The organism is Solirubrum puertoriconensis (genome assembly GCF_001483135.1).
Lineage (GTDB): Bacteria > Bacteroidota > Bacteroidia > Cytophagales > Hymenobacteraceae > Solirubrum > Solirubrum puertoriconensis.
Genome location: NZ_LNAL01000007.1, coordinates 649,455 through 664,954, shown reverse-complemented (window position 1 = coordinate 664,954; position 15,500 = coordinate 649,455). Strand labels below are relative to the sequence as shown.

At 58.3% G+C, this 15,500-nt stretch carries 14 protein-coding genes; 10 read left to right on the top strand and 4 right to left on the bottom strand.

The genetic code is table 11. From position 1 onward, the window contains the following. Positions 1 to 37 precede the first annotated feature (37 nt). From ASU33_RS13350 to ASU33_RS13335, 4 genes are all read left to right on the top strand, one after another. Positions 38 to 808: a hypothetical protein gene (locus tag ASU33_RS13350; RefSeq protein ID WP_160328191.1), complete on the top strand. Its 771-nt coding sequence runs from the start codon at positions 38 to 40 to the stop codon at positions 806 to 808. A 583-nt stretch (positions 809 to 1,391) separates the two neighbouring features. Further along, positions 1,392 to 1,835, top strand: a complete 444-nt coding sequence (locus tag ASU33_RS13345; RefSeq protein WP_059071318.1) for a DUF2147 domain-containing protein — start codon at positions 1,392 to 1,394, stop codon at positions 1,833 to 1,835. A gap of 117 nt (positions 1,836 to 1,952) precedes the next feature. Continuing rightward, positions 1,953 to 2,432 (top strand): DUF2147 domain-containing protein, encoded by a 480-nt coding sequence (locus ASU33_RS13340; protein WP_286130536.1) that lies wholly within the window; start codon positions 1,953 to 1,955, stop codon positions 2,430 to 2,432. Between the two features lie 61 nt (positions 2,433 to 2,493). Further along, the gene (locus ASU33_RS13335) at positions 2,494 to 3,084 is read left to right on the top strand and encodes a hypothetical protein (protein WP_059071317.1); all 591 of its coding nucleotides are present in this window, start codon (positions 2,494 to 2,496) and stop codon (positions 3,082 to 3,084) included. An 81-nt stretch (positions 3,085 to 3,165) separates the two neighbouring features. Here the strand turns inward: ASU33_RS13335 and ASU33_RS13330 are convergent, their stop codons facing one another. Beyond that, the gene (locus ASU33_RS13330) at positions 3,166 to 5,199 is read right to left on the bottom strand and encodes a M1 family aminopeptidase (protein WP_059071316.1); all 2,034 of its coding nucleotides are present in this window, start codon (positions 5,197 to 5,199) and stop codon (positions 3,166 to 3,168) included. A 189-nt stretch (positions 5,200 to 5,388) separates the two neighbouring features. Here ASU33_RS13330 and ASU33_RS13325 point away from each other — a divergent pair, with 189 nt between their 5' ends. Then, positions 5,389 to 7,626 (top strand): T9SS type B sorting domain-containing protein, encoded by a 2,238-nt coding sequence (locus ASU33_RS13325; protein ID WP_059071315.1) that lies wholly within the window; start codon positions 5,389 to 5,391, stop codon positions 7,624 to 7,626. Between the two features lie 76 nt (positions 7,627 to 7,702). Here ASU33_RS13325 and ASU33_RS13320 read toward each other — a convergent pair whose 3' ends face one another. The 3 genes from ASU33_RS13320 to ASU33_RS13310 all read right to left on the bottom strand — a co-directional run bounded on the left by ASU33_RS13320 (position 7,703) and on the right by ASU33_RS13310 (position 9,073). Further along, positions 7,703 to 8,347: a cytochrome c oxidase subunit 3 gene (locus ASU33_RS13320; protein WP_059071490.1), complete on the bottom strand. Its 645-nt coding sequence runs from the start codon at positions 8,345 to 8,347 to the stop codon at positions 7,703 to 7,705. A gap of 149 nt (positions 8,348 to 8,496) precedes the next feature. Beyond that, positions 8,497 to 8,835, bottom strand: a complete 339-nt coding sequence (locus tag ASU33_RS13315; protein WP_059071314.1) for a hypothetical protein — start codon at positions 8,833 to 8,835, stop codon at positions 8,497 to 8,499. Next, positions 8,828 to 9,073: a hypothetical protein gene (locus ASU33_RS13310; protein ID WP_059071313.1), complete on the bottom strand. Its 246-nt coding sequence runs from the start codon at positions 9,071 to 9,073 to the stop codon at positions 8,828 to 8,830. Before ASU33_RS13310 ends, ASU33_RS13315 begins: the two co-directional genes overlap by 8 nt. A 169-nt stretch (positions 9,074 to 9,242) precedes the next feature. Here ASU33_RS13310 and ASU33_RS13305 point away from each other — a divergent pair, with 169 nt between their 5' ends. From ASU33_RS13305 to ASU33_RS13285, 5 genes are all read left to right on the top strand, one after another. After that, positions 9,243 to 10,076, top strand: a complete 834-nt coding sequence (locus ASU33_RS13305) for a TapB family protein (protein WP_149867205.1) — start codon at positions 9,243 to 9,245, stop codon at positions 10,074 to 10,076. Between the two features lie 53 nt (positions 10,077 to 10,129). Then, positions 10,130 to 10,636: a DUF4920 domain-containing protein gene (locus ASU33_RS13300; protein WP_059071311.1), complete on the top strand. Its 507-nt coding sequence runs from the start codon at positions 10,130 to 10,132 to the stop codon at positions 10,634 to 10,636. Between the two features lie 126 nt (positions 10,637 to 10,762). Then, complete coding sequence (gene ligA, locus ASU33_RS13295) at positions 10,763 to 12,796, top strand: NAD-dependent DNA ligase LigA (protein ID WP_059071310.1); 2,034 nt, start codon at positions 10,763 to 10,765, stop codon at positions 12,794 to 12,796. Between the two features lie 109 nt (positions 12,797 to 12,905). Continuing rightward, on the top strand, positions 12,906 to 13,262 hold the full coding sequence (locus ASU33_RS13290; protein ID WP_059071309.1) for a rhodanese-like domain-containing protein: 357 nt from the start codon (positions 12,906 to 12,908) through the stop codon (positions 13,260 to 13,262). A gap of 341 nt (positions 13,263 to 13,603) precedes the next feature. Beyond that, on the top strand, positions 13,604 to 15,499 hold the full coding sequence (locus ASU33_RS13285; protein WP_059071308.1) for a T9SS type A sorting domain-containing protein: 1,896 nt from the start codon (positions 13,604 to 13,606) through the stop codon (positions 15,497 to 15,499). Position 15,500 lies beyond the last annotated feature (1 nt).

The window sequence follows — 15,500 nt, the reverse complement described above, 5'->3', positions numbered from 1 at the left end:
ATGCCTCTCTGGGCGTTGGAATGCGTAATTTACCTCCGTGAAAAAACTATTCGGTTTATGCGTGCTCTTAGGGTTAGCCACCTGGTCGGCACGCGCGCAGCAACCTCGCCCCGCAGGCAAGGCTCAGCGTTTGGTGCTACCCGTGTCCCCAGGCACCGGGCGCGTTACATACTCCGACACCGTGCGCGTACCCAACGCTACGGCCAAAAACCTACTCAACGCAGTTGCTGATACCTACGCCAAAAGCTTTGTTTTCGCCGATTATCAACCTGGTCTTCCAGACTCGGCTCAGGTGTTGCGCACGCGGCAAAAGGCCGACCCGGGCGAATACCTAATGCTCGGTACGGCAATGATGATGAAACCCGGCGAAGAAATCGTGTACGTAGCTGGGGTAAGTCCTTTGGCCAATTTAGAAGCCCCTACACCCGTTCGTTACTTGCACTTTGTGTTGCGGCTGCGCGCCGAGCCTGGGGTGTGTTACCTCTCCATCACCGAGCTGCACCAACGCACAACCACCATGAAGCGCGAAATGGAGCGGCGCATGGCCGGTTATTCCGCCATGACTCAAGGCCACAAACCAACCACGCCAACGCGCCCTCCGGCCAGCACACCCATCGAAACGCTTTATGAAACTTGGCTACCCGGCTACAAAGTAGCGCCGGCTAGCAAAACGCCGCCTCAGGCTGGCAAGCCCACTTTACAAGACGCCCAGCTGCTGGATCGCACTGCCCGTGGGGTGTTGGTTGAGCTTCGGCAGAACCTCATGCGGCAAGGTCGCTCAGTACCTGCTAGCAACACGCAAAAATAAGCGTATTGTTAAAGAGGGTACAAAAAGCGAGGCCCGGTTGCCTTCACAGGTAACCGGGCCTCTAATCCTGTGGCCATCTTACCAAGCGACCAGCCCGGGGACACCGGAGTGGTCATCTTAGGCGAAGACCTGCCGTAATGTGAGAGTGCATACGCATCCCCACGACACTTGAGTGTTACGCGCGTCCGGCGGTGAGGCGGACAACATTACTCAGGCTTGGCAGGATGGATTTGGGACTACTGGACATTGTACACCTCCTTTCTCGTTAGTAAAACATCTCCCCAGGGGCGCTACCGACAACACGGGTCCGCTAGCTGGGGCTGTAGCACTCGCTACGGTCATTAAAGTTATATATCATACGATTGGTTCAAAATAAAAAGCGCTTTTTTTAGGCAGTGGGGCGGATATTTCAAGCATAAAGCTGAATGTCAGAGTATTTATTTTCTGTACTACCCGTGCCCAAGCCCTGCGCCCTAGGTATTGGTACACTCCTTGTCTACAACAGCTCAGCACGCATATTGCATAGTTGAGTTGCTTTTGCATATTTTTCCCTCCCAACCTCTTTTCACACCCTCCTCTTATCATGAAGAAACTGCTCCTGTGCCTGGCGTTCCTGCTGGGCTTTGTAGGTGTAGCCTCGGCGCAAACCCTCTCCCCGCTTGGCGTGTGGACGAACAGCGAGAAAAAGGCCACCTTCGAGATTTACCAGTGCGGCAACGGCAAAAAGCTGTGCGGCAAAATCGTGTCGCTAACCACTCCTAACGACCCCAAAACCGGCAAGCCCAAAACGGACTCGCAAAACCCCGACCCGAAACTGCGCAGCCGCCCGCGCCTGGGCCTGGTGTTTATGGAAGGCTTTGAGTACGACGAGGCCAACAAGTGGGACGACGGCAAGATTTACGACCCCGAAACGGGCAAAACTTACTCTTGCTACATGAAGATGCTTAATGCCAACACCATGGAAGTGAAGGGCTACATCGGTATTTCGATGATTGGCCGCTCGCAAACCTGGACGCGCGTGAAGTAAGCAAGCTGAACTTACCATTGATGCCGCCCGTTTCGGAGTACCGGAACGGGCGGCATTTGCTTTGATCGGCCCGCAGTTTATTACCTTGCCTTAACGCCTCTGACCAAACACCTACCCGTGAAAGCCATTCGTTTACTAACCCTGCTGCTGGCGCTAGCGCTGGCTCCGTGGGCGCGGCTCTTCGCCCAACCGGCTGCAATGCCCCTAGGTGTGTGGGCCGATGAGCAAGGCGAGAGCCACATCGAGCTGTACCGCTGCGGCGAGCAGCTGTGTGGCAAAATCGTGAACCTGCAGCACCCCAACGACGCCGAGGGCCACCCCCGCCTCGACGTGCACAACCCCGACCCGAAGAAGCGCACCCAACCGCACCTAGGACTGGTGGTGCTGCAACACCTGACCTTCGATGCAGGCAACAACCGCTGGGACGGCGGCGAAATTTACGACCCCGAGAACGGCCGCACTTACTCTTGCTTTGTGCGCCAGCTTGGCCCTGACAAGCTCGAGGTGAAAGGTTATATAGGCTTTGCGCTGGTAGGCAGGTCGCAATACTGGACGCGCGTGCGCAAGCCTCTGGCCGAAGAGACCAGTCCTAAATAAGCCGTTTAAACTATTTGGCTGAGCGGGTGTTCTTGGCCTGTTCGACGTGCTTTATTCTGGCTTGTTCCGCTTCCTCCAAAAACTACTTAAGGGCCAGAACTCCCCAACCAGCTGGCAGCCGCTCCAACGCTCGGCCGCGGAGTTGAAGGCCTATGCCCAATGGGTACAGGAGAAGGTATACCTCAACTGGCTCAACCCTTACTTTAAAGCTTACCACTACTCCAAAGCAGGTTTGCCACCCGGGCCCAATGGCTTGCGGGTGCAATTGGTGGAAGGCTGCGGGCAACACGGCGCCTTGCTGTTTTACGACCCCAGCATTGGCCCGCACAATTTTCGGCACCTGTTCGATCTGATTCGCGACCGGACGCTCCCGCTTGGCTACCACCTCACCACCTCGGACGTGCGCACGCGCAAGCATCCGCGCTATACCGAAACCATTGCCAAGCACTTTCTGAAACCCAACCCAACCTGCTGCCCCGAAACCGGCCGTTGCGAGCAGCGCTACGGCACCGTGGCCGTGGATATGGTTAGCCTGAACGGGCATCCGGGTTTCATACGCGTGGTATGCAACCCCATTCAGGACGCGCTGTTCTGCCCGGCCGAATCGTTCGACAAGCTCATGGAAGCGGTTTTCCACGTGCCAGCAATCTGATTGCCTCTATCCTTATGCTTGGTGCTGACTAAGTTTACACTGTTGGGCAATCTAAGGCAGCCGTAGCAGCACCTGCTGTTTCTACTCAATTTTGGCAAATCGGGCCCATTGGTCGGAGTTGGCCATGCGCACAAAGTACATGCCGGCCGCCAGTCGGCGCACATCAATAACAGGGCTATTGGGCTGCACGGTTTGGCGCAGCACCGTTCGGCCGCGGGCATCAACCACCCACACCTCGGTAGCTTGCGGCAGCGCAGTTTGTAGCAAGAGGGTTTCGGTTGCGGGGTTGGGGTACAGCTGCATTGCTGCGCCCTCGGGTTCGGCAGTGCTTAAATGATCGAGTATCCACTGGTTTGGATCAATTTCGACGCCGGTAACCGTTTGTCCGGCCAACAGCGGCACAATGAAGGACTGCGTTGGCTGAGTTTGCCGCAGCCGCACCAAGCTGGTTTGCCCCGAAGCATATCGGACGAGGTAATCCACTTCCGTGTCGAAGAAGGGCGTAACGTTGGGCATGCTCACAGTTTCGGCCACGCGTAGCCCTAGGTTGTCGCCGTCCTGTCGCCAAGAGGCTTTGAAAGTCGGATACCCCTCGCCGCGGTACCATTGGTCGAAAAAGTACTGCAGCGAGCGGCCGGCTTCTTGTTCGAAAATGCGTTGCAAATCGCGGGTACGGGCGGTGCGGTTGCTGTAAGTACTTTGATAAGTGCGTAGTGCCCGGAAGAACTTGGCGTCGTCGGCGAGCAGATACCGGAGCATGTGCACCACCATAGCGCCCTTTTTGTAGCTCAGGCGCGAGCTGAAAATGCGGCTTACATTGGTGGTATCGGAAGCCCGTACCGAGCCACCGGGCTGAAACACGTTGCTGCTCGTTGCTGGGTTTACCGTGTACCGCGCAGCTGCATTGGTCAGCTCAAGCCACTGCCGCGCATCAGCAGCCGAGGCAAAGCGCGACAAAGCCAGATACTCGCCGTAGCTGGCAAAACCTTCGTTCAGCCAAATATCCTCCCAGGCGCCGCAGGTTACGTTGTCGCCAAACCACTGGTGAAACAGCTCGTGTGCCGTGAGCGTGAAGTTAAAGCGGTCTTGCGTGGTCATGGTTTGGTGCTCCATGCCCCCACCCATGGGCGCCATGGCGTGCCCGTACTTTTCAGCAGCAAAGGGGTACAAACCCACCAAGCTGGAGAAGTGTTCAATGAACCCAGGCGTGCGGTCGATTTCGGTTTTGAAATTGTCGAGCGTGGCTTGGTTGTAGATGTAGTTGACGACCGGGATGCGCGGCCCACCCGGCGGATTGGCGTAGTTAACATACTCGACGTATGGCGCCACGGCTACCGAAATCAGGTAGTAGGCAATTGGGAAACGCGAGTGCCACTCGTAGCGGCTGCGCCCGTTGGGCATGGGTGTTACGCGCTTGAGCAAGCCGTTTGAGCCTACTTTGTTGGTGCTAGCGGTGGTTACCCACACGGCGCTGGAGTCGGCCTTATCGGTAAGCACCTGCTTGCACGCAAACCACTCGTGGGCACTGTAGGGCTCCGAAAGGCTCCAGGTAACGTTGGTGCCCACCACCGAAGCGGTGCTGAGGGCATTGCCGATAGCAGCCGTGTTGCCGCTGGGGGCGGTGCCGCGGTAGTAGATGCGGGCCTCAAATTGCGCACCAGCGGCTACGGGCTGCGGCAGGGCGGCGGTTACGTCGTTGCCCGCACGGCGCCAACCGGGGCTGCGGCGGCGCGCCACCACCACCGAGTCGATGATGTAGCCGGAGTTGTTGGCGGAGTTGCGGTTATATAGCTCGAACGCCAGCGAATCGAGCGGCTGGCCCGAGGTGTTGCGCGCCCGAATGAGGGTGCTGCCGCTTACGTCGCGCGAGTTGTTTTCGAGGGCTATGTCGAGCTTATAAAACAAGACATCGTAGCGCTCCATCTTTTCGCGGTGCCGCGGGGCGGCACTTGTGCGGCTCTGGCTCTGGCTCTGGCTCGCATCCAAACGCGTTTTTACGCACTCGCGCGCACCGGCCTCCAAGTCGGCAATGCCAAGGCGGGGAGTTGCCAGCTGCGCCCGCACCGGCAGCGCTGTGCCCACAACTACTATCAGCGTGCTAAAAATCAGGCGCATATGTATAGCTTCGATGGCGACCTACGCCGGCCGCGGCATGTACCAACTGAAAGACTACCGTAGGCTGTTCGGGGCTGCTTACCCAGTAGCTTCAAGATAGGCTACGCAATAACTCACTGATTGTGTTATCTTTTAGTGAAAGTAGCCGCAGCTGGGCGGCCGCCTGTTTGCACCCGTTATCCTGTGCCTATGCTCCTCTACCGCTACACTCTGCTGTGCTTGCTGTTTTTGCTGCTGATACCTAGGGCCCAGGCCACCCACATAGTGGGTGGCGAGTTGGATTTGCAGTATCAGTCGGGCAACCAGTACCGGCTTACCCTCACGCTGTACTTCGACGCCATTAACGGCAGCGCGGGCGCGCTCGATAACGAGGCGACGGCCAGCATTTTTGAGCGCGGTACCAACCGCCGCATCCGCGACGTAGAGCTTCCGTTGATTACCAACACGTTTGTGCCCTACACCAACGTGGCCTGCACCATTGGCTCGCTCAGCACGCGGCGCTTGGTGTACTCTAGCCTGATTGAAATGACGCCTGGGCAATACGGCGCGCCCAACGGCTACTACGTGGCCGTGGAGCGCTGCTGCCGCAACGGCGTCATCAACAACATTGTGCTGCCCGGCGACGCTGGCCAGACTTATTACCTCGAGTTTCCGGCGGTGGTGCGTAACGGCCAGGCTTTCCGCAACTCTTCTCCACGCATCTTTCCGCCCCTGAGCGACTACGCCTGCATCAACGAGCTGTTTTACTTTGATTTCGGCGGACAAGATGCCGACCGCGACTCGCTGGTGTACGAAATGGCTACGCCGCTTAACGGCCATGCCAACACGCTGCTGCCGCGTCCGCCGCAAGCCCAGCCCGCTCCGTACCGCGAAATTACCTGGCAGCAGGGCCTGAGCGTAAACAACCAAATGCCCGGGGCGCCAACCCTCTCCATTGGCCGCAACACGGGCAGGCTAACGGTACGGCCTACCCGCATGGGGTTGTTTGTGTTTGCGGTGAAATGCTCGGAATACCGCAACGGCGTGAAAATCGGGGAAGTACGCCGCGATTTTCAACTGCTCGTTATCAACTGCCCGCGCAACCAAACCCCGCAGCTAACGGTGCGCCCACCCGGCAACCCACGGGCCACTTACCGCGAGGGCCGCGACACCCTACGCCTGCGCGCTGGCCAGAACCGCTGCATGCGCTTCAACTTTACGGATATCGACCCTGCCTCGGCCCTGCAATTGGAGCTGCGCGCCATCAACTTTCCGCAAAACCTGGTGCCGGCTCCTACCCTACGGCAAGGCACCGTTCGGGCCCCTGGCCAGCCCGATACGCTTACTTCCGAAATCTGTTTTCCCGATTGCTTCGATAGCAAGGGGCAAGTGTACTTGCTCGATGTAATTGTGGCCGACAATGGCTGCAGCTTACCTAGGCGCGACACCGTGCGGGTGGCTTTCACAGCCGAAGCTCCGCCCAACGAAGTGCCAACCGTATCGTTGGTAAATGGTCCCTCCGCCCTGCCCGTGCAGGCGCGTGTGGGCCAGATGCTTGAGTTTGATGTGCTAGGGCTCGACGTCGACCTTGACGCCGTAACGCTCGAGCTATCGGGCCGGGGCTTTAACGCGGCGCAGGTTGGTGCGCAGTTGGTGAGCGTAAGCAACGCTCCGGGGCGGACCGTGGCGCGGTTCCGTTGGCAGGTCGACTGCCGAGCGGTGGAAAGAGGCCTGCACGAGTTTCTGATACTAGCGGCTGCCAACCCTTGCCAGCAGCGGCAAACCAGCAGCACCCTGCTATTGCCGGTGCAGGTAAACTACAGCAATGCCGCACCTAGGCTGGCAACTACTTTCCCGCCGGGCTCGGCCAACCCGGCCGATCCGCCGGTGGTGGTGCGCATGCCCCTAGGTGGCGTGTACGAAGCCACCCTAGATGGCACCGATTCGGACCTTGATGGCCTCACGCTTACGGCTGCCGGTACCAAATCAGACTTAGCCGCCATGGGCATGAGCATGAGCACCAGTGGCTCGCCGGGCACGGCCACGGGCAAATTCAGATGGGAGGCCACTTGCGCAAACGCCTCCGATGAACCCATGGACGTTGTGTTTACCCTCACCGACAACACCTGCCGCCCGGTGCCCCAGCAGCGCTTGGTGCGCTTTGAGGTTGAGCGGCCCACGGCTCCGGAGTTTGTGCCGCCCAACGTGTTCACGCCCAACAACGACGGCCGCAACGATTACTTCGAAATGCCTTCGCTCCCGCCCGACTTCTGCGAGCAGCGTTTTGCGGCCATTACCATCTTCAGCCGCTGGGGCAACAAGGTGTATCACTCCGTTGAGCGCACTTTCCGCTGGAATGGCAAAGACGTGCCGGAGGGCGTGTACTACTACCTGGTGGAGTACACCGATGGACGCTCCTTTAAAGGCACCGTAACGGTAATTCCTTAGGTACTCACTAGCCCACACAACGCAAAGGCCCGGCAGATTCAGCTGCCGGGCCTTTGCGTTGTGTGTAAAGGCTAATCTAGAACAAGAACAGGAACATCATGAACAGCGCCACCCACAGGCCATCGATGAAGTGCCAGTAAATGCCCAACAAGCGCAATTGCAGCCGGCGGTACGGGTTGCGGATGAAAACCAGGGTACGAACTCCGTCGCGGGCGGCATACACGGTGCGCACCAGCAGCACCAGCAAAAACAGCATACCGCCGAGCATATGCACCACGTGCAGGGCCGAGATAAGGTACACGTACGTACCCGATGGCTCGCCCGTGAAGAAGATGCCCTGCTGATCCAGCTCGCGCCAACCTAGTACCTGCAGTCCGGCAAAGATGCAGCCCAAAATGAGCGTTGAAACAAGGCAGCGGCTTAGGCCGCTAACGTCGTCTTCGCGGTAGAGGCGCGTGGCTTGGCTCAGCACGTAGCTGCTGACAACCAGCACCACGGTGCTTAGCGAAAACCACCTAGGGAATGGGTGCACACTGCCCACCGAGCCGTTGTTGGCCCGGGTTTGAATGTACAACGCCACCAAGATGGCAAACAGCACCGTTACGCCCACCAGGCTTAGGTACAGCAGCATCACCAGCGGAGGCACTTTCTCGATCCGTGCGAAGGCCGGCGCTGGCCGCCCTGCTCCCACTTTGTCCTTACGTTCCTTATCTGAGTTCATGGCCTGAAGCAGTGCTAAAGCACCGCCAACCATAAGACCGCCATAAACGCAGATGGTTTTGCGGGGCTTTTTGCGAGAGGTGCTTCTAACAAGGTACGCAAAAACAGAGGCAGCGGCCAGATGATTCCGCGCTTTTTCGCCCTGCCGCCTTATCCCTTGAAAAAGGCGCCAATCTTGCCTAAAACGGCGTTGAGCGTGATTTTGGGCCCACGGCCGGCGCCAAACGTTACCCAAGTTTTGCCAGCCACCCGCAAATCGAGCACCAGCCCCAAGCGCAGCATTAGGTCGTTTAGCTGCTGCAGGGGGTCGGGCGCGCCCGGAGGCTTCGGCTTTTTGGGGCCGCTGTTTTTGCCCGAGCCGGTGAGTTCATCGAGTACTTGCGCGCTCGGCAGGTTAAGGATGATGTAGGTACCCGCCGCGGCCAGCTGAATGTCGTTGCCATTCCAGGTAATTACCAGCCGGGCTTCTAAATCGAGCCCCTTAGCCACCTATGCCGGGGTTTGGGTTGCTGGCCGATGGCAGCACTACGGCCGGCGGCGCTTCGCCCTTGGTGCGGATGCGAACCGAGCCATTGATGCGCAGTGTGGTGGTATCGGCCGGGTTCTTGGGATTGGGCAACTGCACTTCCATATGATCGAAGGTGCAGGCAAGCTCTACCCCACCCGAAAGTTTGGAGAGTAGCGAAGCGGCCATATCGGCCCAGTTGGATTGCGAAGAATCGGCCATGGAAAGCGGCAATGAAAAACGTGATGGTACAACTTGGGCGCAAGAAAGGAACTCGGCCGCATACCACCATACGTGCAGCGGCGGCCGAGCGCTGCATTATCCTAGGTCGGGGTTTTGCGTATGCATGCAGGGCCGCAAGCCCATCCATAATTCCAGACTGATCCTGACCATGCCAAACAACCTATTGCGCAAGTTGCTGTTGCCCGCAGCTGCGCTGGGCCTGATAGCCGCCTGTACCCGGCCCGACACACCCCCGCCTCCTGTTGATGTAAGCTCCGCTGCACCAGTTGCTGCTCCTGCGGCTACTGCGGCTGCTTCGGCCAGCACGCCCTCCGACTGCACGCATCCCTTCGGCCTGTACCCCGAAACCGAGCTTACCTACCAGCTTACCAACGAAAAACAGCAACCCGAGGGCATCCAAATTCTGAAAGTGGCCACCATCAGCGAGCAGCCCGCCGAAAAGAAAAAGGCGGCTTACACGCAGGTGCTGCTCAAAAGCACCCTCTACGACAACAACAACCGCCTGCAGCGCAACGACGAGTACCAGTACGTGTGCCGCAACGATACCGTACTTACCGATGGCCGCTTGCTGCTCGACCCCGGCATGCTGCGCTCCTTCCGCGACCGTAAGTTTGCCTTTGAGCCGGTGCCGCTGGCGTGGCCCAACCAACCGGCCGGAGGCACTTTGCCCGGTGGCAGCCTAACGGTGCAGGTGAGCAGCCCCAGCGTCGACATTGCCAAGGTGATGACCACCGTTACCAACCGCAAAGTCAGCGGTCCCGAAAACGTAACCGTACCGGCTGGCAAGTTCAGCTGCTACAAAGTGGAGTCGCGCTACGAGTACGTAACGCAGGCCCGGCCCGACCTCATTCGGCGCACCATCAAGCAAGTGGTTGATTACTACGCGCCCAGCGTTGGCATTGTACGCACCGAAATGCGCGACCCCGACGGCGAGCTTGACCACACGGCCGAGCTGATAAAGCGCACGGCCGGCCGCCGCTAACGCGCTTCGTTTGTGTATGTTTGCGCTCATCCGCTAACACACAGTTGCCGAACATGAAACGCCCCTATTTTGCCCTTGTTGTAGCCTTGGCCGCCCTAGGCGCGTGCCAGTCTCAAACCAGCACGCCCGAAACGGCAGCCGCTAAGCCCCCAACTACCGAGGCCGCCGCTGGCAACACCTACGGCGCGAAAGTCAGCGAAGCAGGTGCCCAGCCTATGTCGGCCCTGTCTGGGGTGCTCGGCAGCAAGGACTCGGTGCAGGTGAAGCTCGTGGGCCAGATTACCGACGTGTGCCAGGCCAAGGGCTGCTGGATGAAAATGGAAACCGCTGACGGCAAGGAAATGCGCGTTCGGTTTAAGGATTACGCCTTCTTCGTACCCAAAGATGTAAAGGGCAAAACCGCCGTGGTCGAGGGCTGGGTGCACCGCGAAGTGGTGCCCGTAGCCGATTTGCAGCACTACGCGAAAGACGCCGGCAAGTCGGACAAAGAGGTGGCGGCCATCACCAAGGATGAGCAGCAAGTAAATTTTGAAGCCGACGGCGTACTGATTAAAAACTAGCAGCCAGCTATTCCTACTTAGGATTTCGAACCCGAACAAGGCGGTGCCACGGCTTTACGCCGTGGCACCGTTATTTTTACCCCCAGCCTGCCTCCGTGCGGCTATGCCCACCGCTCACTTGCCTTTATGACCGATCTGTTCGCCGTTCAGGAGAAAATTCGCGCCCTCACCGAGCGCCTGCACTACCTAAACTATCAATACTACCAGAACGACGTGTCGGAGGTGCCCGACCAGGAGTTCGACCGCATGCTGCACGAGCTGCAGGGCCTGGAAAAGCAATACCCCGAGTACGCCCAGCCCAACTCGCCCACCCAGCGCGTAGGCGGCACCATTACCAAGCAATTTCCGACCCAGGAGCACCGCTACCCGATGCTTTCGCTCTCGAACACATACTCAGAGGCCGATTTGCGCGAGTTCGACGAACGCGTGCAACGGGGCCTGGAGGGCGCCAGCTACCAGTATGTGTGCGAGCTGAAGTTCGACGGAGTGGCCATGAGCCTTACCTACGAAAACGGCCAGCTTACCCGCGGCGTAACCCGCGGCGACGGCACCCGCGGCGACGTGGTAACCAACAACGTACGCACCATCAAATCGCTGCCGCTGCACCTGCGCGCCGCCGACGATCAGCCAGCCGACTTTGAAGTACGCGGCGAGGTTTTCATGCCGCTTTCGGTGTTTAACGACCTGAATGCCGAACGCGAGCAAAACGGTGAGCCGCTGCTGGCCAACCCGCGCAACGCGGCCAGCGGCACGCTCAAGCTGCAGGATTCGGCCATGGTAGCCGCCCGCCGCCTGCGCTTTTATGCCTACTCCTTCCTAAGCCCGCGCCGCGATTTTCCGACCCACAGCGCCGCCTTGGAGGCCCTCAAGCGCTGGGGCTTGCCGGTATCGGACACGTGGCGCCTGTGCGGTACCATCGAGGAGGTGCTGGAGTTCATTCATCATTGGGAGAAACGCCGCTTCGAGCTGCCCGTAGCTACGGATGGTATCGTCATCAAAATAGACGACCTGCGCCAGCAGGAGTTACTGGGCTACACGGCCAAAAGCCCTAGGTGGGCCATTGCCTACAAGTACCCAGCCGAAGCAGCCCGCACGCGCCTCAACGAAATCAGCTACCAGGTGGGTCGCACAGGCGCCGTTACGCCGGTGGCGCTGCTTACGCCCGTGCCGCTGGCCGGCACCATTGTCAAGCGCGCATCGGTGCACAACGCCAACCAGATTGCCGCCCTCGACCTGCGCATCGGCGACATGGTGTTTGTGGAGAAAGGCGGCGAGATTATTCCGAAGATTACCGGCGTCGACCTGCTGGCTCGGCCCGCCGATGCGCAGCCCATTGTGTACCCCACCACTTGCCCCGCTTGCGGCACGCCGCTCGTGCGCCCCGAAGGCGAGGCACATTACCGCTGCCCCAACGAACGCGGCTGCGCCCCGCAGCTCAAGAGCAAGCTCGAGCACTACGTTTCGCGCAAGGCTTTAAATATCGATGGCCTTGGTGCCGAAACCGTAGGCCGATTTTTCGACCTAGGGCTGGTACGCACCGCTGCCGACCTGTACGACCTGCCCCACCGCCGCGACGAACTCGTGAACCTCGACCGCCTAGGTGAAAAATCGGTTCAGCGCATGTTTGCAGGCCTCGAAGCAAGCAAAGAAGTACCCTTCGACCGCGTGTTGTTCGGCTTGGGTATTCGCTACGTAGGCGAAACCGTAGCCGAAAAGCTGGCCGCTCATTACCGCACCATCGATGCTATTGTAGGCGCCTCGGCCGAGGAGCTGGCCGCTGTGCCCGAGGTAGGGGGCGTAATTGCCGAAAGTGTAGCGCTGTGGGCCCAAGATGGGGCCAACCGCGAGTTGGTGGAGCGCCTGAAGGCCGCAGGTGTGCAAATGGCACTCACCGGAGAAGCTCCACAACCACTCAGCGACCGGCTTAATGGCCTCTCGTTCGTTTTGTCGGGGGTGTTTGAGCAGCACTCGCGCGAAGAGCTGGAGCAGATCATCGAACGCAACGGCGGAAAGCTTAGCTCCTCCATCAGCAAGAAGCTCAGCTACTTGGTAGCCGGCGACAAAATGGGCCCGGCCAAACGCGAAAAAGCCACAGCCTTAAACGTACCCATCATCGGCGAAACCGACCTCCTGGCCATGGTATCGGACGGTGGTCTGTAGGAATAAATTAATATAGCGGGGCACGTATTTGCGGTGAGGCTTTGTTTAATTTGGCGAAGCCTCACCTCTACTTTTCCGGATTGCTATGCACAAGCTTCTCTCACTCGCTATGTTGCTGCTAGTGCTAGGTTGCTCAAGCCCATCGTCGGCGCAGGCAACGCGCACCGTTACGCCCAAGGAAACGCAGCAACTACTCAATCAGCCCGGCACAGTGCTCATTGATGTGCGCACGCCGGTAGAGTTTGGCGCTGGCCACCTGAAGGGCGCGCGTAATATCAACTTCCTCTCCACTGACTTTGACGGGCAAGTAGCCAAGCTTGATCCTAATGCCACTTACGTGCTGTATTGCGCTTCGGGTAACCGCTCGGGCAAAGCTGCCACGCGGATGCAGGAGAAAGGATTTAAGAACGTAGCTAATGCCGGTGGCTTTGCCTCGCTAAAGGACGGTGGATTGCCTGCTGAGTAAATCAGTTCCTGCATCATCAATCACCGCGAATCCAACGGCCCGCCAGATCTAAATCTGGCGGGCCGTTGGATTTTAAGCAATCTGAACAGTATCAAATATTTGGATACTAAATCGCACTGTTTAGATAAATACGCAAGTCCGCCCAATCACAGCAGATTGGACTTAGCTCATTTAGCGTTTAACGAAGCAAACATCATCAATCGGGGAAATGGGTTTAGCATATAATTGAGCTTTACTAGATACAATCATCAATTAAGCCGCCCAAATAACTGCACTTTATCAATATTTTAATAACCACGGATATGATATAATATTGAGTCGCAAATTTTTAAACCAGGAGAATGCGTGCGGCTTTTTTACTTTTCCTAACACTTACTTGCTTACTCGCGCAACAAGCTGTTGCAACCACTTACTACCTCAGCCCGACTGGCAACGATGCCAACGCAGGTACGTCGGCAACGGCGGCTTGGCGAAGCATCGAGAAGGTAAACGCAACCCGGTTTCGGGCTGGAGACCAAATTCTGTTGGAAGGTGGCCATACCTTTGAGGGCGGCATTTGGCTGAAAAGCTACAGCCAAGGCACAGCTGTTAACCCCATCGTTATCAGCTCGTACGGCAAAGGCCGGGCAACCGTAAGCAGTGGCAACGGTTTTGGGTTCTACGGGCACAACAACGCGGGCATTGAGTTGCGCCGACTCAACTTTGTTGGCTCGGGTCGGCTGAACAACAAGAACTCTGGCGTAGTGTTTTACCTCGATTCAGCCGCCACGCAGCTGCAGCACCTGCGTCTCGATAGCCTCGATGTAAGCGGCTACCGCTCGGTTGGTATTTCGGTTGGCAGTTGGAAAGGCACCAGCGGTTATACCGATGTGCGCATCACCAACAGCCGCAGCCACGCCAACGGCGAAGCGGGCATTTCATCTTATGCGGAGGAGCTGCGTGCCCATCACAACTGGTACGTGGGCAACTGCAAGGCCTACGACAATTCCGGGCGTACCGACATCACCAACACGCACACCGGCAACGGCATTGTGCTTTCTGGTATCGATGGTGCCCTCATCGAACACTGCGAAGCCTACAACAACGGTTGGCTGAACTCCAACCCTGCAGGCGGACCTGTGGGTATTTGGGGTTGGTGCTGCAACAACCTGATCATTCAGGAATGCGAATCGCACCACAACCGCTCGGGTCTGGCCCACGACGGCGGCGGGTTCGACCTCGATGGCGGCTGCACCAACTCGGTGCTGCAATACAACTACTCGCACGACAACGACGGCGCCGGCTACCTGCTGGCTCAGTACCCCAGCGCCCCACCCATGAAAAACCTAACGGTGCGCTACAACATCAGCGAAAACGATGCCCGCCGCTACAACCAAGGGGCTATTATGATTTGGTCGTCGGGCTCAAACGGCGGCATCCAAGGTGCAGATATCTACAACAACACCGTTTACCTAACGCCAACTGCCGATGGCTCATCGCCCAAAGCAGTTTATATCACGAGCGACGGAATAGCGGGGATAACACTCCGCAACAACATTATTCAGACGACCAAGGGCATTCCGCTGGTCACGGCTTTGGCTACCAGCGGGGTTCGGCTCGAAGGCAACGCTTACTGGAGCACGGGCGCACCCTTTGTCATTCAATGGGGAGGCACAATCTACGGCGACCTAGCAACTTGGCGCGCAGCTTCGACGCAGGAGCAACTGGGCACTCAGGAAGTAGGCCTTGAAGCAGCTCCGCAGTTTGCCTCGGGCAGCAACAACGCAGCGGCCAACACCCTGCAGCTGACGCCGTACCGCTTAGCAACCACCTCTACCCTGAACGGGGCTGGGCTAAACCTGCGCAGCCGCTTCGGTATAGACACCGGCAAACGTGACTTCTTTGGCAACCCCACGCCCACAGTTACCGGGAAAGCCAACGTTGGTGCGTACGAAGTACAAGCCATTGCCCTGTCAACCCGCCGCAACGTAACCCAGGCGGCGTGGTGCAATGCGTATCCAACCCGCGCCACCGACGTAGTGACTCTTCAGTTTCAGCCAGACCTCAAGCAAGCTGTAACCATTCGGGTGTTCGACCTACAAGGCCGGTTGCACCAAACCAAGCAACTGGAGGCCAGCCAAGTGGCCGCGCGCGAAACCAGCGTTTCGGTGCGTGGGTTAGCTGCAGGCCGCTATGTGCTACAAGTGGAGAGTGGCCTGCTACACACGGGCTTGCCCTTGATTGTAAGCGCAGAATAAT